At 65.2% G+C, this 26550-nt stretch carries 23 protein-coding genes; 6 read left to right on the top strand and 17 right to left on the bottom strand.

Going from position 1 to position 26550, the window contains the following annotated elements:
- Positions 1-5: 5 nt before the first annotated feature.
- From ccoO (AC1ZV1_RS19310) to ccoN (AC1ZV1_RS19285), 6 genes are all read right to left on the bottom strand, one after another.
- Positions 6-614 carry a cytochrome-c oxidase, cbb3-type subunit II gene (gene ccoO / locus AC1ZV1_RS19310; RefSeq protein WP_017516817.1) on the bottom strand — a complete coding sequence of 203 codons (609 nt, stop codon included), beginning with the start codon at positions 612-614 and terminating at the stop codon, positions 6-8.
- Positions 614-2056 carry a cytochrome-c oxidase, cbb3-type subunit I gene (gene ccoN / locus AC1ZV1_RS19305; RefSeq protein ID WP_484293164.1) on the bottom strand — a complete coding sequence of 481 codons (1443 nt, stop codon included), beginning with the start codon at positions 2054-2056 and terminating at the stop codon, positions 614-616. Before ccoN (AC1ZV1_RS19305) ends, ccoO (AC1ZV1_RS19310) begins: the two co-directional genes overlap by 1 nt.
- A gap of 341 nt (positions 2057-2397) precedes the next feature.
- Complete coding sequence (gene ccoP, locus AC1ZV1_RS19300) at positions 2398-3321, bottom strand: cytochrome-c oxidase, cbb3-type subunit III (RefSeq protein WP_484293163.1); 924 nt, start codon at positions 3319-3321, stop codon at positions 2398-2400.
- The gene (locus AC1ZV1_RS19295; protein WP_017516305.1) at positions 3318-3509 is read right to left on the bottom strand and encodes a CcoQ/FixQ family Cbb3-type cytochrome c oxidase assembly chaperone; all 192 of its coding nucleotides are present in this window, start codon (positions 3507-3509) and stop codon (positions 3318-3320) included. Before AC1ZV1_RS19295 ends, ccoP begins: the two co-directional genes overlap by 4 nt.
- Before the next feature lie 4 nt (positions 3510-3513).
- Positions 3514-4122 carry a cytochrome-c oxidase, cbb3-type subunit II gene (gene ccoO, locus AC1ZV1_RS19290; protein ID WP_017516306.1) on the bottom strand — a complete coding sequence of 203 codons (609 nt, stop codon included), beginning with the start codon at positions 4120-4122 and terminating at the stop codon, positions 3514-3516.
- 10 nt (positions 4123-4132) lie between these two features.
- Positions 4133-5557, bottom strand: coding sequence for a cytochrome-c oxidase, cbb3-type subunit I (gene ccoN / locus AC1ZV1_RS19285; RefSeq protein WP_484293162.1), 1425 nt, complete (start codon positions 5555-5557; stop codon positions 4133-4135).
- Between the two features lie 122 nt (positions 5558-5679).
- Here ccoN (AC1ZV1_RS19285) and AC1ZV1_RS19280 point away from each other — a divergent pair, with 122 nt between their 5' ends.
- On the top strand, positions 5680-6378 hold the full coding sequence (locus tag AC1ZV1_RS19280) for an alpha/beta family hydrolase (protein WP_484293161.1): 699 nt from the start codon (positions 5680-5682) through the stop codon (positions 6376-6378).
- A gap of 90 nt (positions 6379-6468) precedes the next feature.
- Positions 6469-7641, top strand: coding sequence for a cationic peptide resistance protein CprA (cprA, locus tag AC1ZV1_RS19275; RefSeq protein ID WP_484293160.1), 1173 nt, complete (start codon positions 6469-6471; stop codon positions 7639-7641).
- Positions 7642-7720: 79 nt separating this feature from the next.
- On the opposite strand, the gene AC1ZV1_RS19270 is transcribed toward cprA, so the two are convergent.
- Complete coding sequence (locus tag AC1ZV1_RS19270; protein ID WP_484293159.1) at positions 7721-9286, bottom strand: methyl-accepting chemotaxis protein; 1566 nt, start codon at positions 9284-9286, stop codon at positions 7721-7723.
- A gap of 195 nt (positions 9287-9481) precedes the next feature.
- Complete coding sequence (gene acnA, locus AC1ZV1_RS19265; RefSeq protein ID WP_484293158.1) at positions 9482-12214, bottom strand: aconitate hydratase AcnA; 2733 nt, start codon at positions 12212-12214, stop codon at positions 9482-9484.
- 359 nt (positions 12215-12573) lie between these two features.
- Between acnA and rlmM the strand changes: the two genes are divergently transcribed.
- Together rlmM and AC1ZV1_RS19255 are read left to right on the top strand one after the other, a co-directional pair.
- A complete protein-coding gene (gene rlmM / locus AC1ZV1_RS19260) occupies positions 12574-13641 on the top strand; it encodes a 23S rRNA (cytidine(2498)-2'-O)-methyltransferase RlmM (protein WP_484293157.1) in 1068 nt (355 codons plus the stop codon).
- Between the two features lie 100 nt (positions 13642-13741).
- Entirely contained in the window at positions 13742-14620 is an 879-nt protein-coding gene (locus tag AC1ZV1_RS19255; protein ID WP_484293156.1) for a MaoC family dehydratase, read from the top strand.
- Between the two features lie 117 nt (positions 14621-14737).
- Here AC1ZV1_RS19255 and AC1ZV1_RS19250 read toward each other — a convergent pair whose 3' ends face one another.
- A complete protein-coding gene (locus tag AC1ZV1_RS19250) occupies positions 14738-16294 on the bottom strand; it encodes an alpha/beta hydrolase (RefSeq protein ID WP_484293155.1) in 1557 nt (518 codons plus the stop codon).
- 175 nt (positions 16295-16469) lie between these two features.
- On the opposite strand from AC1ZV1_RS19250, the gene tusA reads away from it, so the two are divergent.
- Positions 16470-16709 carry a sulfurtransferase TusA gene (tusA, locus tag AC1ZV1_RS19245; protein ID WP_015477744.1) on the top strand — a complete coding sequence of 80 codons (240 nt, stop codon included), beginning with the start codon at positions 16470-16472 and terminating at the stop codon, positions 16707-16709.
- A gap of 130 nt (positions 16710-16839) precedes the next feature.
- On the opposite strand, the gene AC1ZV1_RS19240 is transcribed toward tusA, so the two are convergent.
- The 8 genes from AC1ZV1_RS19240 to AC1ZV1_RS19205 form a co-directional block, all read right to left on the bottom strand.
- Positions 16840-17655: an ABC transporter permease gene (locus tag AC1ZV1_RS19240; protein ID WP_484293154.1), complete on the bottom strand. Its 816-nt coding sequence runs from the start codon at positions 17653-17655 to the stop codon at positions 16840-16842.
- Between the two features lie 12 nt (positions 17656-17667).
- On the bottom strand, positions 17668-18504 hold the full coding sequence (locus tag AC1ZV1_RS19235) for an ABC transporter permease (protein WP_484293153.1): 837 nt from the start codon (positions 18502-18504) through the stop codon (positions 17668-17670).
- A gap of 15 nt (positions 18505-18519) precedes the next feature.
- Positions 18520-19635, bottom strand: coding sequence for an ABC transporter substrate-binding protein (locus tag AC1ZV1_RS19230; protein WP_484293152.1), 1116 nt, complete (start codon positions 19633-19635; stop codon positions 18520-18522).
- Positions 19636-19691: 56 nt separating this feature from the next.
- A complete protein-coding gene (locus AC1ZV1_RS19225; RefSeq protein WP_484293151.1) occupies positions 19692-20777 on the bottom strand; it encodes an ABC transporter ATP-binding protein in 1086 nt (361 codons plus the stop codon).
- A 140-nt stretch (positions 20778-20917) separates the two neighbouring features.
- Positions 20918-21841, bottom strand: coding sequence for a LysR substrate-binding domain-containing protein (locus tag AC1ZV1_RS19220; RefSeq protein WP_484293150.1), 924 nt, complete (start codon positions 21839-21841; stop codon positions 20918-20920).
- Positions 21842-22777: 936 nt separating this feature from the next.
- Complete coding sequence (locus tag AC1ZV1_RS19215) at positions 22778-24091, bottom strand: NAD(P)/FAD-dependent oxidoreductase (RefSeq protein ID WP_484293149.1); 1314 nt, start codon at positions 24089-24091, stop codon at positions 22778-22780.
- 217 nt (positions 24092-24308) lie between these two features.
- Positions 24309-25673 carry a glutamine synthetase family protein gene (locus tag AC1ZV1_RS19210; RefSeq protein ID WP_484293148.1) on the bottom strand — a complete coding sequence of 455 codons (1365 nt, stop codon included), beginning with the start codon at positions 25671-25673 and terminating at the stop codon, positions 24309-24311.
- 173 nt (positions 25674-25846) lie between these two features.
- Positions 25847-26035 carry a hypothetical protein gene (locus tag AC1ZV1_RS19205; protein ID WP_484293147.1) on the bottom strand — a complete coding sequence of 63 codons (189 nt, stop codon included), beginning with the start codon at positions 26033-26035 and terminating at the stop codon, positions 25847-25849.
- Between the two features lie 232 nt (positions 26036-26267).
- Between AC1ZV1_RS19205 and AC1ZV1_RS19200 the strand changes: the two genes are divergently transcribed.
- On the top strand, positions 26268-26537 hold the full coding sequence (locus tag AC1ZV1_RS19200) for a MoaD/ThiS family protein (RefSeq protein ID WP_484293146.1): 270 nt from the start codon (positions 26268-26270) through the stop codon (positions 26535-26537).
- Positions 26538-26550 lie beyond the last annotated feature (13 nt).

Genomic DNA, 26550 nt, shown 5'->3' with positions numbered 1-26550 from the left:
CACTGTCACCGTTTGCTCTTGATGATGGTGCCGAGGCCTTGCAGGTAGGCGACGACAGCGTCCATCTCGGTCTTGCCTTTGACGGCGTCACGGGCACCGGCGATGTCTTCGTCGGTATAGGGCACGCCCAGCGTACGCAGGGCTTCCATTTTCTTCGCCGTGTCCTTTCCGTCGAGCTTGTTCTCCACCAGCCAGGGGTAGGAGGGCATCTTCGATTCCGGCACTACGTTGCGCGGGTTGTACAGGTGCGCACGATGCCAGTCGTCCGAGTAGCGGCCGCCGACGCGGGCCAGGTCCGGACCGGTACGCTTGGAGCCCCACAGGAACGGGTGGTCCCAGACGCTTTCGCCGGCAACGGAGTAGTGGCCGTAGCGCTCGGTCTCGGCGCGGAACGGGCGGACCATCTGCGAGTGGCAGCCTACGCAGCCTTCGCGGATGTAGATGTCACGGCCTTCCAGTTCCAGCGCGGTGCGCGGCTTCATGCCTTCGACCGGCTTGTTGGTGACGTCCTGGAAGAACAGCGGAACGATCTGGGTCAGACCGCCGATGCTCACCGCAATGACCATGAAGAAGGCCAGAAGGCCGATGTTCTTCTCGACTACTTCGTGCTTCATCAGTGAGCTCCTACAGCGGGGATCTGGGCAGCGGCATCGGCGTCAGCCTGTTTGAAACCGCGCACAGTACGGAAGGTGTTGTAGGCCATCAGCAGCATGCCGGAGGCGAAGAAGGCGCCGCCCAGTGCACGGACGATGAAGCCCGGGTGGCTGGCCTGCAGGGCTTCCACGAAGGAGTAGGTGAGGGTGCCGTCGGCGTTGATGGCGCGCCACATCAGACCCTGGGTGATGCCGTTGACCCACATGGAGGCGATGTACAGCACGGTGCCGATGGTGGCCAGCCAGAAGTGCGCGTTGATCAGGCCAACACTGTGCATCTGCTCGCGGCCAAAGACCTTCGGGATCAGGTGGTACAGGGAGCCGATGGAGATCATCGCGACCCAGCCCAGAGCGCCGGCGTGTACGTGGCCGATGGTCCAGTCGGTGTAGTGCGACAGGGAGTTGACGGTCTTGATGGCCATCATCGGGCCTTCGAAGGTGGACATGCCGTAGAAGGCCAGGGAAACCACCAGGAAGCGCAGGATCGGGTCGGTGCGCAGCTTATGCCAGGCGCCCGACAGGGTCATCATGCCGTTGATCATGCCACCCCAGCTCGGAGCCAGCAGGATCAGGGACATCACCATGCCCAGGGACTGGGCCCAGTCCGGCAGGGCGGTGTAGTGCAGGTGGTGCGGACCGGCCCAGATGTACAGGGTGATCAGCGCCCAGAAGTGCACGATGGACAGGCGATAGGAGTAGATCGGACGCTCGGCCTGCTTCGGAACGAAGTAGTACATCATGCCGAGGAAGCCGGTGGTCAGGAAGAAGCCCACGGCGTTGTGGCCGTACCACCACTGGATCATGGCGTCGGTGGCGCCGGCATAGACCGAGTAGGACTTGAACCAGGTGACCGGCAGTTCAGCGCTGTTGACGATGTGCAGCATGGCGGTGACGAGGATGAACGCGCCATAGAACCAGTTGCCCACGTAGATGTGCTTGGTCTTGCGCTTCATCACGGTGCCGAAGAACACCAGTGCGTAGGTGACCCAGACGATGGCCAGCAGGATGTCGATCGGCCATTCCAGCTCGGCGTACTCCTTGGAGGAGGTGTAGCCCAGCGGCAGGGTGATGCCGGCCAGCACGATTACCGCTTGCCAACCCCAGAAGGTAAAGGCCGCGAGGCTGTCGGAGACCAGGCGGGTCTGACAGGTGCGCTGTACGACGTAGTAGGACGTTGCGAAGAGAGCACAGCCGCCGAAGGCGAAAATCACCAGGTTGGTGTGCAGCGGACGGAGGCGGCCGAAACTGGTCCAGGGCAGGTCCAGGTTCAACTGGGGCCAAACCAACTGTGAGGCGATGTAAACACCGAGCCCCATTCCAAGTATCCCCCAGACCACCGTCATGATGGCGAACTGGCGGACGACCTTATAGTTATAAGCAGTCGGACTGATTGCTGTGCTCATTCTAAGGTTCCACGGTTTTTGGATTTTATGGACAAAAAAACGGCGGCAAGTATGGAGAAAGCAGGTGGCCATTGCAACGCGCCGGGCCTTGGCGCGGTGCCGGTTCGACGCCTGCTCCGAAGCGCTTTGCGCCGCTGTTTGCGCCTGTTTCGGATCGCACGTACCAACCTGGGAAGTGGGGCAGGTTAGTCGCGTTGCAGGTTTGCGAATGGAATCCAGCTTAGACGTGAACCGGATGGGTGTGAAGAAAGGAGATAGAGAGGGTGCGACACTTCGTCGCGATATTGCGGAGGTAAGAAACTCGCGCCCGTTTTAATGGGCGCGAGTTGGGGGCGGGGAGTTTACTTCGCCTGGCCGGAGATGTTGTAGATGTAACCGGCAAGAATGTGCACTTTATCTTTGCCCAGGTATTGCTCCTGCGCCGGCATCTGGCCCTGGCGGCCGTGACGGATGGTCTGCTGCAGTTGCGCGTAGCTGGAACCGTAGATGAAGGCGCCCGGATGGGTCAGGTCAGGCGCGCCCATGATCGGGTTGCCCTTGCCTTCCGGACCGTGGCAGGCGACGCAGGTGGTGGCGAACAGCTTGCCACCGTTGTCGACGTTCTCCGCGGTCACGCCTTCGGGCAGCTTGCGGCCGTCCAGATTGGCAGTGACAAACGCGGCGACGTCCTGAACGCCTTTCTCACCCAGTACTTCGCCCCAGGCCGGCATGGCAGCATGGCGACCGCCGAGGATGGTGGTCTCGATGTCCTGGGCGGTGCCGCCCCAGCGCCAGTCGCTGTCGGTCAGGTTCGGGAAGCCCTGGGCACCCTTGGCATCCGAGCCATGGCAGATGGAGCAGTAGGTGGCGAAGAGGCGTTCGCCCATTTTCATGGCTTGCGGGTCTTTCGCCACTTCTTCCACGGGCATGGCAGCGTATTTGGCGAAGATGGGGCCGTATTTTTCCTTGGCCAGGGCTTCTTCGCGCTCCCATTGCTTGTCCTGGGTCCAGCCGCCGTCGTAGCCCGGCAGGATGCCTTTCCAGGTGCCCAGGCCCGGGTAAAGGACCAGGTAGCCGGCAGCGAACACGATGGTGCCGACGAACAGCAGGAACCACCACTTCGGCAGCGGGTTGTCGTACTCCTCGATGCCGTCGAAGGCGTGGCCCATGGTCTGGTCGGTGGTGTTCGACGACTGCCCGCTGCGGGTGGCGAATACCAGCCACAGCAGGGCGATCAGCGAGCCGACTGTTAGAACGGTGATGTACAGACTCCAGAAGGTAGTCATGCGTTGTTGCTCCTAGAAGCTTGCTCTTGCTCAGCGTGACGCTTGGCTGCCGGGTCATCCGCGAAGGGCAGCAGCGCATCTTCATCGAAGCGCTCCTTGCGTTTGCCGCCGTAAGCCCAGAGCAGTACGCCGACAAAGGCCACCATCACGATGACGGTGCCGAGGCCGCGAATGGTCCCGATATCCATGCTGTCACCGCTTGTTCTTGATGGAGGTGCCGAGGACCTGCAGGTACGCGACCACCGCGTCCATTTCGGTCTTCCCCTTGACGGAATCGCTGGCGCCAGCGATGTCGTCGTCCGTGTAGGGCACGCCCATGACACGCATCACTTCCAGTTTCTTCGCCGTGTCCTTGCCGTCGAGCTTGTTCTCGACCAGCCAGGGGTAGGCGGGCATTTTCGATTCCGGCACCACGTTGCGCGGGTTGTAGAGGTGCGCGCGGTGCCAGTCGTCCGAGTAGCGACCGCCGACGCGGGCCAGGTCCGGACCGGTACGCTTGGAACCCCACAGGAACGGGTGGTCCCAGACGCTTTCGCCGGCGACGGAGTAGTGGCCGTAGCGCTCGGTCTCGGCGCGGAACGGACGGATCATCTGCGAGTGGCAGCCGACGCAGCCTTCGCGGATGTAGACGTCACGGCCTTCCAGTTGCAGCGCGGTGTAGGGCTTCATGCCTTCCACCGGGGTGTTGGTGACGTCCTGGAAGAACAGCGGGACGATCTGGGTCAGGCCGCCGATGCTCACCGCGACAGCCATGCACAGAGCCAGCAGGCCGACGTTTTTCTCGAGTACTTCGTGTTTCATGTCGGTCTCCTCAGGCCATCTGCGCCGCGGCTTGCATTTCAGCCGGCTTGGCGGCAGCGACGGTACGCCAGACGTTGTAGGCCATGACCAGCATGCCCAGCAGGAAGATGGCACCACCGATCATCCGCACGATGAAGCCGGGGTGGCCGGCGGCCAGGGCTTCGACGAAGGAGTAGGTGAGGGTGCCGTCGGAGTTCACCGCACGCCACATCAGGCCCTGGGTGATGCCGTTGACCCACATGGAGGCGATGTACAGCACGGTGCCGATGGTGGCCAGCCAGAAGTGGGTGTTGATCAGGCCCACGCTGTGCATCTGCTCGCGACCGAAGACCTTCGGTATCAGGTGGTAAAGCGAGCCGATGGAGACCATGGCTACCCAGCCCAGAGCGCCGGCGTGTACGTGGCCGATGGTCCAGTCGGTGTAGTGGGAGAGGGCATTGACGGTCTTGATGGCCATCATCGGGCCTTCGAAGGTGGACATGCCGTAGAAGGCCAGGGAAACCACCAGGAAGCGCAGGATCGGGTCGGTGCGCAGCTTATGCCAGGCGCCGGAGAGGGTCATCATGCCGTTGATCATGCCGCCCCAGCTCGGAGCCAGCAGGATCAGGGACATCACCATGCCCAGGGACTGGGCCCAGTCCGGCAGCGCGGTGTAGTGCAGGTGGTGCGGACCGGCCCAGATGTAGACGGCGATCAGCGCCCAGAAGTGCACGATGGACAGGCGGTAGGAGTAGACCGGACGCTCGGCCTGCTTGGGAACGAAGTAGTACATCATCCCCAGGAAGCCGGCGGTCAGGAAGAAGCCCACGGCGTTGTGGCCGTACCACCACTGGATCATGGCGTCAGTGGCGCCCGAGTACAGCGAGTAGGACTTGGTCAGGCTGACCGGGATTTCCAGGTTGTTGACCACGTGCAGGATGGCCACGGTCAGGATGAAGCCGCCGAAGAACCAGTTGCCCACATAGATGTGCTTGGTCTTGCGCTTCATCAGCGTGCCGAAGAAGACGATGGCGTAGGAAACCCAGACGATGGTGATCAGGATGTCGATCGGCCATTCCAGCTCGGCGTACTCCTTGGACGAGGTGTAGCCCAGCGGCAGAGTGATGGCGGCACACAGGATCACCAGCTGCCAACCCCAGAAGGTGAAGGAAGCGAGCGGGCCTGCGAACAGGCGGGTCTGGCAGGTACGCTGCACCGAGTAGTAGCTGGTGGCGAACAGTGCGCAGCCGCCGAAGGCGAAGATCACCGCGTTGGTATGCAGCGGACGCAGGCGGCCGAAGCTCGTCCACGGTAAGCCGAGGTTAAGGTCCGGCCACACCAGTTGAGCGGCGATCAGGACACCGACGGCCATGCCGACGATCCCCCACACCACTGTCATAATGGCGAACTGGCGGACCACCTTATAGTTATAAGCGGTCTGATTGGTTGTGCTCATTTATGGGCTTCCATCCACGGTTATGGGCTATGCCCATCCCGGCAAGGTTTTTTACGGCTTACGGCGTATGCCGCCCCTCCCCCTTGGGATAGGTACTAATTTCGAAATTAGCGGAGTGAAGGATGGATAAAGGCACTTCCCGGAATATTGATTCGGATCAACTGGCGCCTGAGACCTCTGTCGCGCACGCCTGCGGTGCTTTGTCGCTGCTGCGGAACCCGGCACGCGGCGAACTGTCTGCGACGCTGGTTCTGGCCCATGGCGCAGGTGCGCCGATGGACAGTCCATTCATGGACGATATCGCCGCGCGGCTGGTCGAACGGGGTATCTCGGTGGTGCGCTTCGAGTTCCCCTATATGGCTATGCGCCGGGAGGACGGAAGGCGTCGGCCGCCGAATCCGCAGAACCAACTGCTGGCCTGCTGGCGGCAGGTCTACGCGCAGATGCGCGCCGAGGTGCCGGGCATGCTGGCGATCGGCGGCAAGTCCATGGGCGGACGGATGGCCAGCCTGTTGGCGGACGAACTGGGTGCCGATGCGCTGGTCTGCCTCGGCTATCCGTTCTATGCCGCCGGCAAACCCGAGAAGCCGCGCGTCGCTCATCTCGCCGAGCTGAAGACGCCGACCCTGATCGTTCAGGGCGAGCGTGATGCGTTGGGCGATCGCCCAACGGTAGAGGGCTACTCGCTGTCATCGGCAATCCAGCTTTACTGGCTGGCTGCCGCTGACCACGATCTGAAGCCGCTGAAGGCCTCTGGGCTCACCCACGAGCAGCATCTGGAAAGCACTGCCGCACGGATCGAAGCGTTCCTATTGCGCTAATCGGTCCTTAATGCAGGCGCTCCTATCCTCGCCGGCGTCGGCTCCCAGCAGTCGACGCCCCCGCTTCCAGAGGACAGGCTGAACGCTGCCATGAACCACGATTACGCTGAACGCATTGCCACCCAACCCCACCGATTTTCCCCCGGCGCCGCGCACAGCCTGTTGCTGACTGGCGCGACTGGCTTCCTTGGCGGGTCCGTCGCCGCCCACCTGATCGCCGACGGCCACAGTGCGGCGCTGCTGTTCCTGGTCCGTGCCGAATCACCGGCCCAGGGCCTGGAGCGGTTGCGCGACAACCTGCGCCTGCATTGCGTGCCGGAGGCCGCCCTGGATCGCCTGCAGGACAGCCAGATCCTCTGCGGCGACCTGCTCGACACCGCCTGGATGCAGGGCGAGCGTGCCCGCCTGATGCGCGTGGAGCAGGTAATCAACTGCGCGGCGGTGGCGTCATTCTCGAAGAACCCGAGCATCTGGCCGGTGAATGTCGAGGGGACCTTCGCGTTCGCACGCCTGCTCAGCCAGTCGCGCAATCTCAAGCGCTTCCTTCATGTGGGCACCGCCATGTGCTGTGGTCCGCAGCGTGAGTCGCCGGTGCGCGAGTCCTGGGATTTCCCCGACAGCGACGAGCAATTGGTGGACTACACCGCGTCGAAGGCGGAGATCGAACGCCGCATGCGTGAAGAGCTGCCGTCGCTGCCGTTGGTGGTGGCACGTCCCTCCATCGTGGTCGGCCATCGCGAGCTGGGCTGTCGCGCCTCGGGGAGCATCTTCTGGGTGTTCCGCATGGGCTTCGCCCTGGAGAGCTTCACGTGCGGCCTGGATGAGCAGATCGACGTGATTCCGGTGGACTACTGCGCCGAAGCGCTGGTCGCCCTGGCGCTCAAGCCGACGCTGAGCCACAGCCTCTACCACATCTCCGCGGGCAACGGTTCGGCGTGCACCTTCGGCGAGATCGACCAGGCCTATGCCGACGCCCGCGGCGAGGAGCCGGTGGGCCAGCGCTACCGCAAGGTCAGCAGCGAAGACCTGCGCGAACTGGCCGGCAGCTTCGAGAGCCGCATCGGCAAGGCCAACCCGCGCCTGGTGCTGCGGGCGCTGCGCCTGTACAGCGGTTTCGCCGACCTCAACTACCTGTTCGATAACCAGCGCCTGCTGGACGAAGGCATCGCTGCACCGCCGCGCTTCACCGACTACGTCGACGTGTGCGTACATTCCTCGCGGGACGTGAGCATTCCGGCGCAGATGCAGTGGGATTTCAAGTAGCGCTCAGACCCATGCCGTGGGAGCGGGCTTCGCCCGCGATCGCGCGCTGGGCTCGCTCCTACAGGTAGTCTCGACTGAATCAGCGGTTGAATCGCTCCACCAGCGAATACTGGCGGTGCGCCGTCTGCGTCAGCTCTTCGCTGAGCAGGGCCGTACGCTGAGCTTCGCCGGAGGTCTGGTCGGCGAGGTTGGCGATGGTGCTGATGTTGCGGTTGATCTCTTCGGCCACGGCGCTCTGCTCCTCCGCAGCGGCGGCGATCTGGGTAGTCATCTCGGTGATATTGGCGACCGCGTCGCTGATGCCCACCAGGGCGCTGTCCGCCTGCAGCACACGCTCCACGCCTTCGTCCGCCTGACGACGACCGGAGTCCATGGCGCGCACCGCCTCGGTGGCAGTGTTCTGCAGGTTGGCAATCAGCTGATGAATCTGCCCGGTGGACTCCGCGGTACGCTGGGCCAACTGGCGCACCTCGTCGGCCACCACGGCAAACCCACGTCCCATCTCGCCGGCGCGGGCCGCCTCGATGGCCGCGTTCAGGGCCAGCAGGTTGGTCTGGTCGGCGATGCCCTTGATCACGTCCACCACGCCGCCGATCTGCTCGCTGTCGCGGGCCAGTTGGCTGACCGCTTCGCCGGTCTCGCCCACGGAGCTGGACAGGCGCTGCATGGCCTCGCGCGTCTCGGCGGCGATCTGCCGGCCTTCGGTAGTCAGGTCGTTGGCCTGGCGGGTGGCGTCGGCGGTGCGCTGCACGTTGTCGGCCACCTCCTGGGTGGTCGCTGCCATCTGGTTGACGGCGGTGGCGACCTGCTCGGTTTCCTGGCGCTGGCGGTCCAGGCCGGCGGAACTGTGGTGGGCCAGCGAGTCGGCTTCCCGGGCCTGCTCGGTCAGGGTTTCGGCGGTGTCCTGTAGACGGGTCAGGCAGGTCTTGAGGCGTGCCTCCTGGCTGAGGATCGACATTTCCAGGCGTGCCTGGGCACCACGGCTGTCGGTGTACATCTGCGCGATCAACGGGTCGGAGGTGGTCTGCTCGGCCAGGCGCAGCAGGCGCTTGAGCCCCCGTTGCTGCCAGCCGAGGCCGGCCAGGCCCAGCGGAATGGAGAGCAGGGCGGCCAGCAGGAAGCCCCAGGAAGAGTTCAGCCAGACGCCGACGAGGAAGCCGATCTGGCCGACCAGGATGAACGGCAGCCAGTCCAGTAGCACCGGCAACCAGCGATCACGGGCGGGAATGGCCGACTTCCCGGCATTGATTCGCGCATACAGCGCCTCGGCGCGGCGTACCTGTTCGGCGGTGGGTTTCACCCGTACCGATTCATAGCCGACGATCTCGTTGCGCTCGTAGATGGGTGTGACGTAAGCGCTGACCCAGTAGTGGTCGCCGTTCTTGCAGCGGTTCTTGACGATGCCCATCCACGGACGGCCCTTCTTCAGGGTTGCCCACATGTGCGCGAAGACCGCCGAGGGCACGTCCGGATGGCGTACCAGATTGTGCGGCGCGCCGACCAGTTCCTCGCGGGTGAAGCCGCTGATGGCGGTGAAGGCGTCGTTGGCGTAGCTGATGACGCCGCGGGCGTCGGTGGTGGAGATCAGCCGCTGTTCGGCAGGGAAGGTGCGTTCACGCTGGGTGATCGGCTGGTTGTTGCGCATCAGGCTGGGATCCCGGAGAAAGGCGAATTGGTACGTCTGTCCAGCTTATCGGCCGCCGGATCGGAAATTTGATGGCAATCACAAAAAAATGTCAGAAGAGTGACGCCGAGAGAATGACGATAGCGCATCGCCACTGGTCACGGAAATGAAACGAAAGAAGGAGGGCGGCGGCCCGTTGCAGGCCGCCGCACCGCTTTAGATCAGGCTTCGCAGCACGTAGTGGAGGATGCCGCCAGCCTTGAAGTACTCGACTTCATTCTGGGTGTCGATGCGGCAGAGCACCTCGAAGTTGTCCTGGCTGCCGTCTTCGCGTTTCACGTCGACCTTGAGGTTCATGTGCGGCTTCAGCTCGGCCGACAGGCCGCTGATGCTGAGCACTTCCTTGCCGGTCAGCTTCAGTGCCTTGCGGTCCTGGCCGTCCTTGAACTGCAACGGCAGTACGCCCATGCCCACCAGGTTGGAGCGGTGGATGCGCTCGAAGCTCTCGGCGATCACCGCCTTCACCCCCAGCAGGTTGGTGCCCTTGGCGGCCCAGTCGCGGGACGATCCGGTGCCGTATTCCTTGCCGGCGACGATGACCAGCGGCGTGCCGTCCTGCTGGTAGCGCATGGCGGCGTCGTAGATCGCCAGCTTGTCGCCGGTGGGGACGTAGAGCGTGTTACCGCCTTCCTCGCCGCCGAGCATCTCGTTCTTGATGCGGATGTTGGCGAAGGTGCCGCGCATCATCACCTCATGGTTCCCACGGCGCGAGCCGTAGGAGTTGAAGTCGGCGTAGGCCACACCATGCTCGCTGAGGTAGCGACCGGCCGGGCTGTCCTTCTTGATGTTGCCGGCGGGGGAGATGTGGTCGGTGGTCACCGAGTCGCCCAGTACCGCGAGGATGTTGGCGCCCTTGATGTCCTCGACCTTTGGCGGTGCTTCGGCGATGTGCTCGAAGAACGGCGGATGCTGGATGTAGGTGGAATCGTTCTGCCAGGTGTAGGTCTTGGCGTCCGGCACCTGGATGGCGCGCCATTTCTCATCGCCCTGGAAGACTTCGGCGTACTCCTTGTGGAACATTGCCGTGTCGACTTTCTGAATCGCCTCGGCGATTTCCTGCTGGGTCGGCCAGATGTCCTTCAGATAGACCGGCTTGCCGTCCTTGCCGGTGCCCAACGGGTCTTTCGTCAGGTCGGTGCGCACCGTGCCGGCCAGTGCGTAGGCCACTACCAGTGGCGGCGAAGCCAGCCAGTTGGTCTTCACCAGCGGGTGCACGCGGCCCTCGAAGTTGCGGTTGCCGGAAAGCACCGAGGCGACGGTCAGGTCCGCCTGCTGGATGGCCTTCTCGATGGGCTCCAGCAGTGGGCCGGAGTTGCCGATGCAGGTGGTGCAGCCGTAGCCCACCAGGTCGAAGCCCAGTTCGTCCAGGTAGCGGGTCAGGCCGGCGGCATGGAAGTACTCGGTGACCACCTTGGAGCCTGGGGCCAGCGAACTCTTCACCCAGGGCTTGCGTTGCAGCCCTTTCTCCAGCGCCTTCTTGGCCAGCAGGCCGGCGGCCATCATCACACTGGGGTTGGAGGTGTTGGTGCAGGAGGTGATGGCGGCGATGGCCACGGCACCATTCTTCAGCCGGTAGGTATGACCGTCGTGCTGGTAGTCGGCCTCGCCGGTCTGGGCTGCCGCGCCCACGGCGGCGCCACCGCCACCTTCGCTGAGCAGACGGCCCTCCTCGGTGGAGGCGGGTTTGATCTGCAGACCGAGGAAGTCATCGAAGGCCTGGCTGACATGGCCGAGGGCGACGCGGTCCTGCGGGCGCTTGGGCCCGGCCAGGCTGGCTTCGACGTCGCCCATGTCCAGTTGCAGGGAATCGGTGAACACTGGCTCGTGGCCTTTCTCGCGCCACAAGCCCTGAGCCTTGCTGTAGGCCTCCACCAGTCTGACGGCGTCGTCCGGTCGGCCGGACAGGCGCAGGTAGCCCAGGGTGATGTCGTCCACCGGGAAGAAGCCACAGGTGGCGCCGTATTCCGGCGCCATGTTGGCGATGGTGGCGCGGTCGGCCAGTGGCAGGTCGGCGAGGCCGTCACCGTAGAATTCGACGAATTTTCCGACGACGCCTTTCTTGCGCAGCATCTGCGTGACGGTCAGGACCAGGTCGGTGGCGGTGATGCCTTCCTTCAGCTTGCCGGTGAGCTTGAAGCCGATCACCTCGGGAATCAGCATCGAGACCGGCTGGCCGAGCATGGCCGCTTCCGCCTCGATGCCCCCCACGCCCCAGCCGAGCACGCCGAGGCCGTTGATCATGGTGGTGTGGGAGTCGGTGCCGACCAGGGTGTCGGGGAAGGCGTAGGTGCGGCCGTCCTCGTCCTTGGTCCATACGGTGCGTCCCAGGTACTCCAGGTTGACCTGGTGGCAGATGCCGGTGCCCGGCGGCACCACGCGGAAGTTGTCGAAGGCGTTCTGTCCCCAGCGCAGGAAGGCGTAGCGTTCTCCGTTGCGCTCCATCTCGATCTCGACGTTCTGGGCAAAGGCGGACTGGCTGGCGAACTTGTCCACCATCACCGAGTGGTCGATGACCAGGTCGACGGGGGACAGCGGGTTGATCTTCTGCGGGTCGCCGCCGGCCTTGGCCATGGCGTCGCGCATGGCGGCGAGGTCGACCACCGCCGGCACGCCGGTGAAGTCCTGCATCAGCACGCGGGCAGGGCGGTACTGGATCTCGCGTTCGGAGCTGCGAGTCTTCAGCCAGCCGGCCAGGGCTTTGAGATCGTCGCCGGTGACGGTGTTGTCGTCCTCCCAGCGCAACAGGTTTTCCAGCAGGACTTTCAGGGACATCGGCAGCTTGCCCAGGTCCCCCAGGCTCTTCGCCGCTTCGGGCAGGCTGTAGTAGTGATAGGTCTTGCCGGCGACCTCCAGGGTGCGCAGGCTGTTCAGGCTATCCACTGCGGGCATGACATTCTCCTCAGGCTTGGATTCTGCTCGTGATCGGCAGCGCGGCCGATACGACGGTGCACTGGCGATACTTGGCGAAGCAGGGCGCTAACGTCCTGATCTATCGCAGGCCTGTTCCATCTGGACAGGCCGCGATCGGTGGCACTCTTCGCCAGGCAGGGCAATCTCGGGCAGTCTTCTGGCGGGCTGGGCCAGATCACTCAAGCTAGACCGCCCGAAGGGGTATTGCCATCTGTTCTGGACCCTCGGTTCTCGGCTGGGGTTCAGAACAAGTGACCTTGCTCGCGGGAGATTTCCGGCGAATCTGCATGAAACCTTCGCGGGCAGCCTCTATAGTGCGCGGCCGAGGAGACACGCCGATGAATACCCTGTTACTGCACTGCCGCCCGGGCTTCGAGAATGAGGTTTGCGCGGAACTGTCCGAGCACGCCGCGCGCCTGGACATTCCCGGTTACGCGCGGGCCAAGCCGGCCACCGCCTATGCCGAATTCATCTGCATGGACGAGGACGGCGCCGATCGCCTGATGCGTCAATTGCGCTTCTCCGACCTGATCTTCCCGCGCCAGTGGGCCCGTGGTAACGGCTTCACTGCGCTGCCGGAAACGGACCGCATCGGTGCGATCCTCGAAGCCCTGGCCGGCTTCCCGCCGTGCGGCAGCCTCTGGCTGGAGGTGTTCGACACCAATGACGGCAAGGAGCTCTCGACCTTCTGCCGCAAGTTCGAGAAGCCTCTGCGCACTGCGCTGATGAAAGCCGGCAAGCTGGTGGAAGACCCGAGCCTGCCGCGCCTGCTGTTGACCTTCCGCTCCGGCCGCGAGGCCTTCATCGGCCTGGCGGAGGCGCGCAACTGCGCCATGTGGCCGATGGGGATTCCGCGTCTGAAGTTCCCCCGTGAGGCGCCCAGTCGCTCCACGCTGAAGCTGGAAGAGGCCTGGCACCACTTCATTCCCCGCGCCGACTGGGACCGCCGCCTGGCGCCGGACATGCTGGCCGTGGACCTGGGCGCATCGCCCGGCGGCTGGACCTGGCAGCTGGTCAACCGGGAGATGCGCGTCGTCGCCGTGGACAACGGGCCGATGGCGGAGAACCTGATGTATTCCGGCCTGGTCGAGCACCAGCGCGTCGACGGATACGCCTTCCGTCCGCGCCAGCGCATGGACTGGATGGTCTGTGACATCGTCGAGAAGCCCGCACGCACCGGAGCGATGATCGAAACCTGGATCGGCGAAGGGCTGTGCCGCGAGGCCATCGTCAACCTCAAGCTGCCGATGAAGCAGCGCTACGCCGAGGTGCGACGCATCCTCGACCGCCTGGAGGAGTCCTTCCGCGAGCGTGGCCTGAAGGTGCAGGTCGGCTGCAAGCAGCTCTATCACGACCGCGAGGAAGTGACCTGCCACCTGCGTCGTCTCGAGAAGGGCGACCGCTAGCGACGCGGAACTGCCCGGTCACGCCACCCGACCTTCGGTGACTTGCCGTGCCGCCCGGCATTGCCCATGCTGTGCGGCGCGAGATCCTCCGGAGACCTTCGTGAAGCGAAAGTTGCCCTCCCTCCTGGGCAGTTACAGCCGCATGCTGCTGCCACGCCGCGGCCTCGGCCGCGATGAGCGCGTGCCCTACCTGGCGATGGACAGCCGCACCCTCACGTTCGACCTGCGCCACCTGCGCGCGTATCGCCAGCACTTCGGCCTCGACCCGGCGCTGGGCGTGCCGTTCCTCTATCCGCAGGTCATCAGCCTGCCGCTGCACCTGCGCCTGCTCAGTCGTTCGCGCATGCCGCTGTCGGTGGTCGGCCTGATCCACCTGCGCAGCCATATCCAGCGCTACCGCATGCTCGACGAAAACGAGCCGCTGCAGTTCGACTGCCGCATCCTCACCAGCCGTCGCAGCGAGTTGGGCCTGGAGGTGGATCTGGTCACCGAGGCCTGGCACCACGACATGCTTTACTGGCAGTCGATCACCACCTACCTGCGCCGCGGCGACTTCCTCGATGACGGGAGCGAGCCCGACCCGCTGCCGGAGCGCGCCCAGTGGCATACCCTGGACGCGCCAGTGCATTCCGGCGTGCAGTGGCGCGTGCCGAAGATCGTCGGCTGGCGCTACGCGGGGTTGAGCGGCGACTTCAACCCGCTGCACCTGTCGCGGCTGATGGCCTCTCACTACGGTTTCGGCAAACCCTTTGCCCACGGTATGTGGGGGCTGGCGCGCAGCCTGACCGGCCGCCGCCTGGCCGAGAACGTACGCCTGGATGCCCACTTCAAGGCACCGCTGCCGCTGGGCAGCCAGGTGAAGCAGAGCTACCGGCGACTGGGCAAGAAGGAGCAGTGGGCACTGCTGCCCGCCGAGGGCGACGGCCAGCCGATGCTGCTGGCACAGCTGGACGAGGCGCCGGACGGGCCGCTGCGCTAGTCGTATCTCAGGGACGAGCGGCTGCGGCTTTGTTCGCGAGCACGCTCGCTCCTAGGAAGAGCGTCCCGACGCACACCTGTAGGAGCGAGCGCGCTCGCGAACCACACGGCAGAGGCGTCAGCGGCGTGCGGCGACGCGAGGATGCAGCGGGATGAGGCTGGGTAGTTGCACTTCGCCCTCCAACTGCACTGGCGAGAAGCGCCAGGAACTGTTGAACAGGTACTGGTCGCTGAATCCGCTCAGCAGCAAGCCGATCTCATCCCCTGGCGCGAGGCTGGTGCTGACGGCGTTCAGGCGTGTGCTGCCCTGATTCACCAAAGGCTTCACCTGTTCGTCCAGGCGGCGCGTGCGGCCATCGACGCTGCGGATCGCCAGCGCTGCGAATACCTGCGCGTCGGGGCGCTCGGTCAGCGGCTGGCTGAGGTGGATTTCGGCGCTGCCGAGCAGGGCGCTGGGCTCGCTGACGTGCAGCAGGGGGACGAAGCGCGACGGTTGCAGCAGGCCGCTTACCGCCGGGCGGATGGCTGTGGCCGGTAATGCCACGGTGGGGCCGGGAGACGGCAGGTCGTCCAGTGCGACGCCCTGGTCGAGATCGAGGCTGATGCACAGGTCCGGTACGCCATCGGCGGCACCGGGGCGCTTGCGCAGTTTCTCCTCGTACCAGGCGACGATGCCGGTATAGAGGTTGATCGCCCGTGAGCCGCAATGGATCACCGGCTCGTTGTTGAACGGCGGCAGCCCGCTCCACGCTTGCAGCGGCGGTGGCAGGATGTGCCCGCCCTGCATGCCCAGCAGGCGCACGTCGGCCGGGCCCTGCTTCAGGCATTGGCGGATCTGCAGGCCCTGGTCCAGCGGGAACAGGGTGTCGCGCAGGCCCTGGATCAGCAGGGCGTCCGCATGGGGCAGGCGACCGGCCGCGCAATAGCTGGCGAGGCTGTTGGCGTGCAGCTCGGCCTGTACTGGTGGCGCCATGCGTCCGCCGGTGGTGTGCAGGTAATCGGCCTGGACAAACTTGCCCAGGTCATAGCCGGTGGCCAGGCCCAGGCTCACCAGCACGCCGCCCCAGCCGATCTTCAACTGGCCGTCCGGCGCCAGGGCATCGGCCAGGTCGTACCAGGTGGCAATGGGCACGATGGCGTCGATGCGCGGGTCTTCCGCCGAGGCCAGCAGTTGCACGGCGCCCCCGTAGCTTTCGCCGAGCATGCCGACGCGCGGATCGTTCGGGCCGTCCAGGGTCAGCCGCGCCAGGTGTGTCGCGGCCCAGTCGATTACCGCGCTGGCGTCCTGCACCTCGAACTGCGGGTTCATCATCTCGATGCGCCCGTCGCTGCCGCCCCAGCCGCGCTGGTCGTAGCTGACCACCCAGAAACCGGCCTTCCAGGCACGCAGCGCAGCGCGACCGGACATCATGTTCTTGCCGTAGTAGCCGTCCGGCCCGGTCACCCGCCAGCCGCCCCAGCCATGGGTGTGGACGATCAGCGGAGCGCTCTCGCCGGCTTTCAGCGCCGGCTGGAACACGGTGGCGGAGAGCCGGGTACCGTCGCGGGCGATGATGACGGCTTCGAACCAGCTGGCCGGCAGGTCCTGGCCGGCGCTGGCGTTGAAGTCGGGGACCTGGTCGCGGGCGGCGCAGCCGGCGAGCAGCACGAGACACAGGCAGAGGAGGGCGCGCATCGGGGCTCCAGTCGAGAGGCGGCTATCCGGGCGGACAGCGCAGGCGAATGCGCCAGCATGCCCGGCGTGCGCAGCGCCTACCCCCAACCAAGGTTCGGTGACCCGGACGGACGCGGGGTGACCGCGCGGTGCGCTTTGCGCGAGAATATGCCATTCGTTTTTCTGGAGTTCCGCGATGTCCCAGCCTGTCGATGCGATTCTCGACGCCACCGGCCTGAACTGCCCCGAGCCGGTCATGATGCTGCACAACAAGGTGCGCGACCTGCCGGCCGGCGGCCTGCTCAAGGTGATCGCCACCGATCCGTCCACCCGCCGCGACATCCCCAAGTTCTGCGTCTTCCTCGGCCACGAGCTGGTGGAGCAGCAGGAAGAGGCGGGCACCTACCTGTACTGGATTCGCAAGAAGGCGGAGTGAGTACTGCGCTGAATCTCAGCCGCAGGACCTGCCGGATTTTGTAGGAGCGAGCTTGCTCGCGAACCGCATAGCGCATGCGCCGCCAGGGAATATGTTCGCGAGCAGGCCCGCTCCTGCTGGGTTGGGTTCTTCAGCTGCCTACGGGCCGCGCGGCGATGCGCTGGGCGATCATCCGGCCGATCAGCGCGACGAAGGTCAGGGCGATCAGCACCACCGAGATGGCCGCCACGGCCGGGTCGATGTTGTCGCGCAGGCCGGACCAGATCTGCCGGGGCAGGGTGTTGACCTCGGTGCTGGTGACGAACAGGGTCACCGCGATCTCTTCCCAGGACAGCGCAAAGCACAGCAGCGCCGTGCTCGCCACGCCCAGCTTGAGGTTCGGCAGCACCACCATGAAGGTGGTCTGGCCCAGGCTCGCGCCAAGGTTTCGCGCGGCCAGCTCGATGCGCCGGTCCAGTTGGCTCAGCGCCACCAGCATGGTCACCACGCCGTAGGGCACGACCATCACGATGTGCGCGATGGTCAGGCCGAACAGGGTGTCATAGCCCAGGCCGGGGGCGAACTGGCTGACCTTGGTTTCCATGAAGTACAGGACCATCGCCGAGATCATCGGCGGGATCGCCATGGGCAGTAGCACCAGGCCGATCAGCAGGGTCGCCAGGCGCGAGCGCAGGTACCAGATGCCGAGGCTGAAGCTGACGGCCAGCGCCGTCGCAATCACACAGGTGGCGGTGGCGACGACCAGGCTCTGGCTGATTGCCGAGAGCCATTCCGGGCTGTCCAGCAACGCCTGATAGTGGCGCAGCGACCAGTTGCCATTGGGCATCGACAGGAAGCGCTTGCTGGTGAAGGACACCGGGATCACCGCCAGCAGCGGGAAGACCATGAAGATCATCGCCATGGTCGCCAGTAGGCGGCTCGGTGCCTTGGTTTCGTGTGCATTCATCTCTGCGGCTCCTTATCCCACCAGCTTGTCGACGCGGGTCATGCGCAGCAGCGCCCAGATCATCCCGCTGACCAGCGCCAGCAGCACCACCGAGAGCGCGGCGCCCAGGCCCCAGTTGCTGGTCTGGAACATCTGCAGGTAGACATACTCGGCCACCATCACGGTCTGTCCGCCGCCGAGGATCGCCGGGGTGATGAAGAAGCCCAGGCAGAACACGAAGACGATGATGAACGCGCCGAGGATGCCGGGGATGGTCTGCGGCACGAAGATGCTCCAGAAGGTGCGCATCTGCCCGGCGCCCAGGCCGCGCGCGGCCAGCAGCACGCGCGGGTCGAGGCGACGCATGGTGGAGACCAGCGGGAACAGCGCGAAGGGCACCATGAAGTGGACCATGCCGATCACCACGCCCAGCTCGTTGCGGGTGAGCTGCAAGGGCTCGCTGGTGATCCCCAGGTACTGCAGCCAGTCGTTGAGCAGCCCGTTGCTGCGCAGGGCGATCAGCCAGCCGAAGGCGCGCACCAGCACCGAGAGCCAGAACGGGATGAACACGCAGATTTCCACCACGCGCTGCCAGAACGGCGGGCTGTAGACCCAGCAGTAGGCCATCAGGTAGGCGATCAGCAGGGACACCACGCTGACCGTGGTGCACAGGCGGAAGGTCCGCCAGAGCACGTCGTGGATCGCCGGGTCCGTCATGATCCGCTGGTACTGCTCGATCCCCGGTTCCGGCAGGGTCACGCTCCAGCCGAGCACGCCGAGAAAGGGCAGTACGTAGAACACGAACAGGACGATCGGCAGCGGCAGCAGCAGGGCGCCCAGCTTCAGCCGCGAGGGGGCGTTATCGGCCATGACCTGCGCTCCGCATCACTTGGAAATGTGGGTCAGGTATTGCTCCAGGGTTGCCGCGTAATGGTCGGTGTACCACTCGTGGCTGAGCATTACCTGCTTGGGCAGGTTGGACGGATCGGTGCAGTTCAGGTGCTTGCGGTCGTCCGGGATCAGCGCGGCGGCGGCGGGGTTGGCCGGGCCGTTGCCGAACATCTTGAACAGCTCCACCTGAGACTGCGGGTCCTGGGCGTAGGCGATGAACTTCATGGCGGCTTCGGTGCCGGCCGGATTGCCCTTGAGCACGCCCCAGTTGCTGCAGCCCAGCAGGGCGTTGTCAAAGGTCCACTTGATGCGGTCTTCGCTGTCCTCGGTGATCACCTGGGCGCGGGTGTTCCAGATGGCACCCATGGAGACTTCGCCCTCGATCAGCAGTTGCTGGGTCTCCGCGCCCGAGCCCCAGAAGGCCAGCACGTGGGGCTTGAGCTCCTCGATCTTTTTCATGGCGCGCGGGACGTCCAGCGGGTAGAGCTTGTCCGGCGCCACGCCGTCGGCCAGCAGCGCGGCCTCGAGCATGCCGTTCATCCACTTGTAGAGGGTGCGCTTGCCGGGGAAGGTCTTCACGTCCCAGAAGTCGGCCCAGGTCTTGGGTGCCTTGTCGCCGAAGCGCTCGCTGTCGTAGGCGATCACGTAGCTGAGCATGTAGTCGGCGATCCCGTATTCGTAGGCGAAGCCGGGCAGCACCTTGTCCTTGGACACCACGTTGTAGTCGATGGGCTGCACCAGGCCTTCCTTGCCGAGGTTCTGCAGGATCGAGCTTTCCGCGTCGACCACGTCCCAGCTCACCCGGCCGCTGGACAGCTGGGTGCGGATGGCGCCCTCGGTCGGGCCGCTGCCGTCGATCTTGGTGGGAATACCGGTGGCCTTGGAGAACCCCTCGGTCCAGGCCTTGCCGAACGCCTTGATGGCGTCGCCGCCCCAGTTCACCACCACCAGCGGCTTGTCGCCGGCGGCGAAGCTCACACCGCTGCGCAACGCCAGCGGCAGGGCGGCCATCAGGCCCATGCCCTTGAGGAAGGTGCGGCGGTCGATCTGCCCGCGGCGGGTCTTTTCGATGAGGACTTCGATGCAGTCTTGCTGGTGCGGATTGAACATGGAGGCGGCTCCCGATCAGGTGGGATAGCAAATAAGGGACGAACGCGTTCGGCGAATCAGGCGATCAGCAGGCTTTTCTCGATGGGCCAGCTCAGCCAGACCTTCGCGCCCTGTTCCAGGCGTGAGGCCTGGTGGTCGGCGTGCACGGCCAGGCTCATCGGTTGCTTGCCCTCGGTGCCGGCACCCAGGCACAGCTCGGTGCTGGCACCCTGGTAGGTCTTGGCGGTGAGCACGGCCTGCACCACGTTATGGCCATTCACCTGGGGCGGCGCGCTGTGCAACTGCATGTGTTCCGGACGCACCGCCAGCAGCGGCGCATCGGCCTGCACGGCCGGGGAGTAGCCGGCACGCAGCTCGGCTTCGCCGAAGCGTCCGCAGGCCAGTTCGCCGGCACGGCCCACCTGGCTCAACGGGAACAGGTTCATCTTGCCGAGGAACTCGGCGACGAAGCGGTTGCTGGGCTGGTTGTAGATGGTCTGCGGGTCGTCGACCTGGGCCAGTTGACCACGGTTGAAGATGGCGATGCGGGTGGACAGGGCGAGGGCTTCGTTCTGGTCGTGGGTGACGAAGACGAAGGTGGTGCCGACCTGGCGGTGGATGCGCTGCAGTTCGGCCTGCAGCTGCTCGCGCAGGTTCTTGTCGAGTGCCGAGAGGGGTTCGTCGAGCAGCAGCATGTCCGGTTCGAACACCAGTGCGCGGGCGATGGCCACGCGCTGCTGCTGGCCTCCGGAGAGTTCGCCGGGGCGTTTGCCCAGGTGTTCGCCCAGGCCGACCACCTCGAGCATATGGCGCACACGGCGATTACGTTCTTCGGCCTTCACGCCACGGATCTTCAGCGGAAAGGCGACGTTGTCTTCGATGCTCATGTGCGGGAACAGGGCGTAGCCCTGGAACACCATGCCGAAGTTGCGTTTCTCGGCGGGGCGCCGGGTGATGTCGGCGCCGCCCTCTTCGAGCTTGCCGCGGGACGGGTCCTGGAAGCCGGCGAGGATCATCAGGAAGGTGGTCTTGCCGGAGCCCGAAGGCCCGAGGAGGGTGAGGAACTCGCCCTGCTGGATGTCGATGGACACGTTGTCCAGCGCGTTGAAACTGCCGTAGCTCTTGCCGATGCCGATCGCACGTAGTTGGGGCTGTCGCTCCACTGCATTTACCTCGATTTCTTGTTCTTGTTCGAGCAGCCGCCGGGTGAGGATCGGGGTAAAAATCAGCGGCCTTTTTTTAATGCAGTATTGTTAAATCTCTCTCCGCATCAATCGCGTTTTTTTGCCCTCATTGTTCGAAATCATTCACCTATCACCGCGCTGCGGCCGCTGTGGCGAAACTGCTCGGACATCCGCAGCTCGGCCTTCATCCAGGCCTTGAAGGCTCGCACGTCGGGGCGTTCGGACTTGGCCGGGTCAGTGACGAAGTAGTAGCGGTTGGGCGGTTCGATGGCGACGTTGAACAGCCGCACCAGTTGCCCCTTGGCCATGGCGTCGCCGCTGACCAGGGCGTCGCCCATGGCCACGCCTTGCCCGGCGATGGCCGCGGACTGCACCAGGTGCGCGTCGGAGAAGACGATGCCGTTGCGCACGTTGAGGTTCTTCACCCCAGCGGCGGCCGTCCACAGCAGCCAGTCGGAGTGATCGACCATGTGCAGGAAGGGCAGGCTGGCGAGGTCTTCCGGCGAATCGAGGCCGCCCACCGAGTTGATCAGCGACGGGCTGCACACCGGGAAGGTGTCGAGGGTAGCGATCAGGTCCACGTGCAGGTCGGTCCAGTCGCCCACGCCGTAGGCGATGAACAGGTCGACGTCGCGGTCGCTGACGTCGTCGGGTACCCGCGGCGAGACGAGGTTCAGCTCCACCTGCGGGTGGGCGCGCTGGAACTTGCCGATCTGGTGGCACAGCCAGTAGGTGGCGAAGCCGGGCGTGCAGCTCACGCACAGGCGGCCGGCGACTTCCTCGGCATTGGCGAAGCGCCGCGCTTCGTTGAGGATCGCCAGGGCGCGCTGGGTTTCGCGAGCGAAGCATTCGCCGTGGTAGGTCAGCGCAATGCCGCGGCCGACCCGTTCGGTGAGCGGGATGCCCAGGCAGTCTTCCAGGCTGTGCAACTGGTGGCTGACGGCGCTGCGGGTCAGGCTCAGTTCGCTGGCCGCGCCGGACAGGCTGCCCAGGCGGGCGACGGCGTCCAGCACGCGCAGGGCGGTCATCGAGGGGAAACGCATGGCTCACTCCAACGGCGAAGTGGAGCCTTTATCCCTGAGCGCGGCGGTGGTGTCGAGTGGCTGCGGGTGCGGGCGGAGATGCGGGGCGCTTCATTATGGGTACGCCGTTGTGTCAGGGCGGAACCGTGCGTGCGGCACGGAATCAACGCTTCTGCCAACCAGCGTAGGAGCGGAATCCGTCCGCGATGTGCCTGCCTCGCGCCAGGGTTTTCTGCGTCGCTTTGGCGTGCGCGTGGGATTTTTGGTTTCGCCCCCTCGGGCGACCCACTTTGGCAAACGACCCAAAGTGGGCAAAGGTCTTGCCCCCATCATCCGGTTTTTCGCTTGGGGCGAAAAATACCCTCGTTGAAGCGCAGTTTCAGGGGCGCGCCGCGAAGGGCCATCCCTGGCCCATCGCTGCTCTCGCGACATCCATGTCGCTCAACCCCTGAAACTGCGCTTCAACGAGGCCTCCTGAACGGGGCCGTTCGGAGTGCGCGGGTGTTTCTCTGGAAGACGTCAAGAGCAAGAGCTAAGCCCGAGTCGGGGCACTGCTTTCCTGTAGGAGCGAGCTTGCTCGCGAACCGCTTGGCACCGTTGTCTGCCTGTTGTCCGCAATCGGACTCCCCACTTGGTTCGACATAACGGCGAAGCACGAACGTAGGTTGGGTGGAGCTTGCGATACCCATGCTGCCGGATAGGCCGGCAGAGTTCGGTTCGCGAGCAAGCTCGCTCCTACCTGAAAATCTTGCCGGGACATGCCCTCTCCCCCCGCCTTGGCTGCGCGCCCCGCTCCGAAGGGAGAGGGAGTTGTTCGTGCCGGCTGACGCCATGGATACATCCTGCACCGACCGGTCCCCTCTCCCTTCAGGGAGAGGGTTAGGGAGAGGGAAAATCCCAGGCACAAACTGTCAGAGAAAGACAGTTGCTCCTACAGGTCGTTGTCGAAGCCGGCTATCAGCGCAGCTTCTCCATCATCTGGTAGTACCACATGCCCGCCGCCAGCATCGGGTTGCCGAACACGTCGCCCATCGGCACGCGGATGTGCTTGCACTGGGCGAAGGTGTCGAATTTCTCCAGGTCGCCGGTCATCGCCGTGGCCATGATCTCGCCCATGATGTGAGTGGTTGCTACGCCGTGGCCGGAGTAGCCCTGGCAGTACCAGACGTTCTCCGACAGCTTGCCCAACTGCGGGATGCGGTTCATCACGATGCCCATGGCGCAGCTCCACTGGAACTCGATGTCCACGCCCTTGAGTGCCGGGAAGGTGCGCTCGATGCACGGGCGCAGCTCGCCGGCGATGTCGCGCGAGTCGCGGCCGGAGTAGTTGGCGCCGCCGCCGAACAGCAGGCGACCGTCGCCGGTCATGCGGTAGTAGTCGAGCACGAAGCGACAGTCATAGACCGCCAGGTCCTGCGGGTTGATGCGCTTGGCCAGTTCGCCCAGCGGCCTGGTGGTGACGATGCCGCCCATGGCCGGGAAGATCATGCCCTTGAGCTGCTTGCGCTCCAGCTTGTGGTAGACGTCGCCGGCGAGCATCACCTGGGATGCGTTGATCCGTCCGCCCGAGGTGACCACCGCCGGGCGCGGGCCGTGGATGATGTCCAGCACCTCGGAGTGCTCGAAGATCAGCGCGCCCAGGCTGACGGCGGCCTTGGCTTCGCCGATGCACAGGTTGAGTGGGTGCAGGTGCATGTTGCGGGTGTTCTTGATGGCGCCACAGTAGAGGTCGCTCTCCAGGTGTGCGCGCACGCCGGCGCCATCCAGCAGGCTGATCTCGTCGCCCATGCCACGGCGCTTGGCGTCGTCGAAGGTGGCCTTCAGCTCGTCCATGTGCGAGGGCTTCATCGCGGCGTGCAGGTGGCCGAACTTCAGGTCGCACTGGATCCCGTACTTCTCCACGCGGCTCCTGATGATCTCGTGGCCGCGCCAGCGCAGGTGCCAGATGAAGTCGTCGACGTCGTCGCCCAGCCACTGGCGCATCTGCTTCTCCATGGCCGAATCGCCCGAGAGGCTGCCGGTGACCTGCCCGCCATTGCGCCCGCTGGCCCCCCAGCCGACCTTGTTGGTCTCGACGATGGCGACCTTGTAGCCGCGCTCGGCCAGTTCCACGGCGGTGGCGACGCCGGTGAAGCCGCCGCCGATGATGGCGATGTCGACGTTCACCTCGCCTTGCAGCGTGGGGTAGCTGGTTTCCTCGTTGAGGCTCGCGGAGTAATACGACTTCGCGCGCTCGGGGGCGGGAGTGGCGGGGTTCAGTGCAGCGTTCATTGTTCGTGTTTCCTCGTTGTTCCTTTCCCTCTCCCTGACCCTCTCCCTGAAGGGAGAGGGGACTGTTCGGAGCGGGTCGATAAATCGTCGTTTGCCGGCAGCGTGGTTGCATCGAGAGACGCAGATTTCCTCGCGGCTCGAATACTCCCTCTCCCTTCGGAGCGGGGCGCGCAGTCAGGGCTGGGGAGAGGGGCTCTCAAACTTGCGCACGAGTCCCTCACGCCTGCGTCAGGTACCAGCGCCAGTCCTGCTCGCCGACCTCGCCCATGAACTGGCGGTACTCGGCTTGCTTGACCTTCAGGTAGACGCCAAGGAATTCGTGGCCCAGCGCATCCCGCGCCCAGCTGGAACGCTCCAGCGCGCGCAGCGAGGTGAGCCAGTCGGTGGGCAGCAGCTCCTTGGCCTGGGCGTAGCCGTTGCCTTCCACTGGTGCGCCCGGGTCGATCGCATCGCTGATGCCGCGATGGATGCCGGCAAGGATGGCGGCGGCCGCCAGGTAGGGGTTGGCGTCGGCGCCGCAGATGCGGTGCTCCACGTGCCGGGTATTGGCCGGGCCGCCGGGCACGCGCAGGCTGACGGTGCGGTTGTCGCAGCCCCAGGTCGGTGCCAGCGGTGCATAGCTGTTGGCCTGGAAGCGGCGGTAGGAGTTGGCGTTGGGGCAGAACAGCAGCAGCGAGTCGAGCAGGCTCTTCAGCATGCCGCCCACGGACTGGCGCAGCAGCGGAGTGCCCGCCGGGTCTTCGCTGGCGAACAGGTTGTTGCCCTCGGCGTCGGCCAGCGATACGTGCATGTGCATGCCGGTGCCGGCCAGGTCGTCGAACGGCTTGGCCATGAAGCACGCCTGCATGCCGTGCTTGTGCGCCACGCCCTTCACCAGGCGCTTGTAGCGCACGGCCTGGTCCATGGCGAGCAGCGCATCGCCGTGCTCCAGGGTGATTTCCACCTGGCCCGGTGCGTACTCGGAGATGGCGGTGCGCGCTGGAATGCCCTGGGCCTTGCACGCGGCATAGAGGTCGGCGAGGAAGGGCTCGATCTGCTCCAGCTCGCGCAGGCCGTACACCTGCGTGGCGCGCGGGCGGCCGCCATCGGCGTCCAGGGCCGGTTGCGGGCGGCCATTGGCGTCGCGCTTGGCGTCCAGCAGGTAGAACTCCAGCTCGCAGGCCATGACCGGGTGGTAGCCAGCGGCCTTGAGGCCGTCGATCACGCGGATCAGGACATGGCGCGGGTCGGCGATGTCCGCCGGCTTGCCCTGCTCGGGGTGCATGCTGACCTGCACCGCCGCCGTGGGAATCTGCCGCCAGGGCAGGCGCACCAGGCTGCCTTGCAGCGGGTAGGCGCGGCAGTCGATGTCGCCGACGTCCCAGACCAGCCCGGAATCCTCCACATCCTCGCCGTGCACGGTGAGGCCGAGGATGGTGCTGGGCAGCGGCCGGCCGGACTGGTACACGGCGAGCAGTTCCTCGCGGTGCAGCAGCTTGCCGCGCGGCACGCCGTTGGCGTCGAGGATGAACAGCTCGACCATCTCGATATCGGGGTTCTGGGCCAGGAAATACTGGGCTTCTTGCACGGAGGCGAAATTCATGGGGCTCTCGTTAGCATCCACGCGGATGCGCTGACGACCTGCAGGCCAGGGCCGCGCCGAAGGACACGGGGTTGAAGGCAGGCAAGCGATGCAACGGGCTACGTCTTGTTCGAGAACGGCGTTTTGCCAGTCCTGAGCGTAGTTCCGTCGGGCGAGTTCGGGCGGGTGCCCGGTCAGCGAGAGGCGCTATCCGGCGGGCGCGCGTGGCGGCAATGCCAGAGCGCCCAGAAAGCCAGTTCCAGAGGCAGGGTCAGCGGTTGCAGTTCGAGCCAGCGGGCATGTTTGCGCGGCAGGCGGACGACGCTGCCGGCCTTGCGGGCGGCGACGGGTTCCAGCGGTGCGGGCGAAACGAGCAGGTGCATGTCGAAGGATTTGGCTGACGATTCCCGCAGACTCGCACGGCATATGGGTTTGTTAAATGTGATTTTCACGACGTTTGGTTTTGCCAAATCGAAACTGATTCTGCATTCCCGATTATCGTGAGGGCCGCCCCAGAGGTGTTCCGCTCGTCTTCGAGCATCCTGTCGAAGTGGCCGGAGTGCCCGGCGTGTCTGCCCTAGACTGGGGTAGTCAGGGTTCATCAAGGGCTTGTCCATGTGCCGCATCGTCTTCGCCCCGTCGATCCAGCGTCACGTTCCGCTCGAGGCGCTTGAGTTGCCTGCCGTGACCCTCGCCGGCGCGCTGGAAGCGGTATTTGCCGACGCGCCTGAACTGCGTGGCTACCTGCTCGACGACCAGGGCGCGCTGCGCCGGCACCTGACGATCTTCATCGACGGCCTGCGCCTGCGCGACCGTGCCCGGCTCAGCGATGCGCTGGCGGCGGACAGCGAGGTGTACGTGGTCCAGGCCCTGAGCGGCGGTTGAGAACCCAGCGGTA

This window comes from Pseudomonas sp. BB438 (genome assembly GCF_057180225.1).
This window is presented reverse-complemented; position numbering and strand designations above follow the sequence as displayed.

Excerpts from the sequence above, each read along its gene's own strand:
- ccoO (WP_017516817.1), bottom strand. The coding sequence starts at position 614 with ATGAAGCACGAAGTAGTCGAGAAGAACATCGGCCTTCTGGCCTTCTTC.
- ccoN (WP_484293164.1), bottom strand. The coding sequence starts at position 2,056 with ATGAGCACAGCAATCAGTCCGACTGCTTATAACTATAAGGTCGTCCGC.
- ccoP (WP_484293163.1), bottom strand. The coding sequence starts at position 3,321 with ATGACTACCTTCTGGAGTCTGTACATCACCGTTCTAACAGTCGGCTCG.
- AC1ZV1_RS19295 (WP_017516305.1), bottom strand. The coding sequence starts at position 3,509 with ATGGATATCGGGACCATTCGCGGCCTCGGCACCGTCATCGTGATGGTG.
- ccoO (WP_017516306.1), bottom strand. The coding sequence starts at position 4,122 with ATGAAACACGAAGTACTCGAGAAAAACGTCGGCCTGCTGGCTCTGTGC.
- ccoN (WP_484293162.1), bottom strand. The coding sequence starts at position 5,557 with ATGAGCACAACCAATCAGACCGCTTATAACTATAAGGTGGTCCGCCAG.
- AC1ZV1_RS19280 (WP_484293161.1), top strand. The coding sequence starts at position 5,680 with ATGGATAAAGGCACTTCCCGGAATATTGATTCGGATCAACTGGCGCCT.
- cprA (WP_484293160.1), top strand. The coding sequence starts at position 6,469 with ATGAACCACGATTACGCTGAACGCATTGCCACCCAACCCCACCGATTT.
- AC1ZV1_RS19270 (WP_484293159.1), bottom strand. The coding sequence starts at position 9,286 with ATGCGCAACAACCAGCCGATCACCCAGCGTGAACGCACCTTCCCTGCC.
- acnA (WP_484293158.1), bottom strand. The coding sequence starts at position 12,214 with ATGCCCGCAGTGGATAGCCTGAACAGCCTGCGCACCCTGGAGGTCGCC.
- rlmM (WP_484293157.1), top strand. The coding sequence starts at position 12,574 with ATGAATACCCTGTTACTGCACTGCCGCCCGGGCTTCGAGAATGAGGTT.
- AC1ZV1_RS19250 (WP_484293155.1), bottom strand. The coding sequence starts at position 16,294 with ATGCGCGCCCTCCTCTGCCTGTGTCTCGTGCTGCTCGCCGGCTGCGCC.
- tusA (WP_015477744.1), top strand. The coding sequence starts at position 16,470 with ATGTCCCAGCCTGTCGATGCGATTCTCGACGCCACCGGCCTGAACTGC.
- AC1ZV1_RS19240 (WP_484293154.1), bottom strand. The coding sequence starts at position 17,655 with ATGAATGCACACGAAACCAAGGCACCGAGCCGCCTACTGGCGACCATG.
- AC1ZV1_RS19235 (WP_484293153.1), bottom strand. The coding sequence starts at position 18,504 with ATGGCCGATAACGCCCCCTCGCGGCTGAAGCTGGGCGCCCTGCTGCTG.
- AC1ZV1_RS19230 (WP_484293152.1), bottom strand. The coding sequence starts at position 19,635 with ATGTTCAATCCGCACCAGCAAGACTGCATCGAAGTCCTCATCGAAAAG.
- AC1ZV1_RS19220 (WP_484293150.1), bottom strand. The coding sequence starts at position 21,841 with ATGCGTTTCCCCTCGATGACCGCCCTGCGCGTGCTGGACGCCGTCGCC.
- AC1ZV1_RS19215 (WP_484293149.1), bottom strand. The coding sequence starts at position 24,091 with ATGAACGCTGCACTGAACCCCGCCACTCCCGCCCCCGAGCGCGCGAAG.
- AC1ZV1_RS19210 (WP_484293148.1), bottom strand. The coding sequence starts at position 25,673 with ATGAATTTCGCCTCCGTGCAAGAAGCCCAGTATTTCCTGGCCCAGAAC.
- AC1ZV1_RS19205 (WP_484293147.1), bottom strand. The coding sequence starts at position 26,035 with ATGCACCTGCTCGTTTCGCCCGCACCGCTGGAACCCGTCGCCGCCCGC.
- AC1ZV1_RS19200 (WP_484293146.1), top strand. The coding sequence starts at position 26,268 with ATGTGCCGCATCGTCTTCGCCCCGTCGATCCAGCGTCACGTTCCGCTC.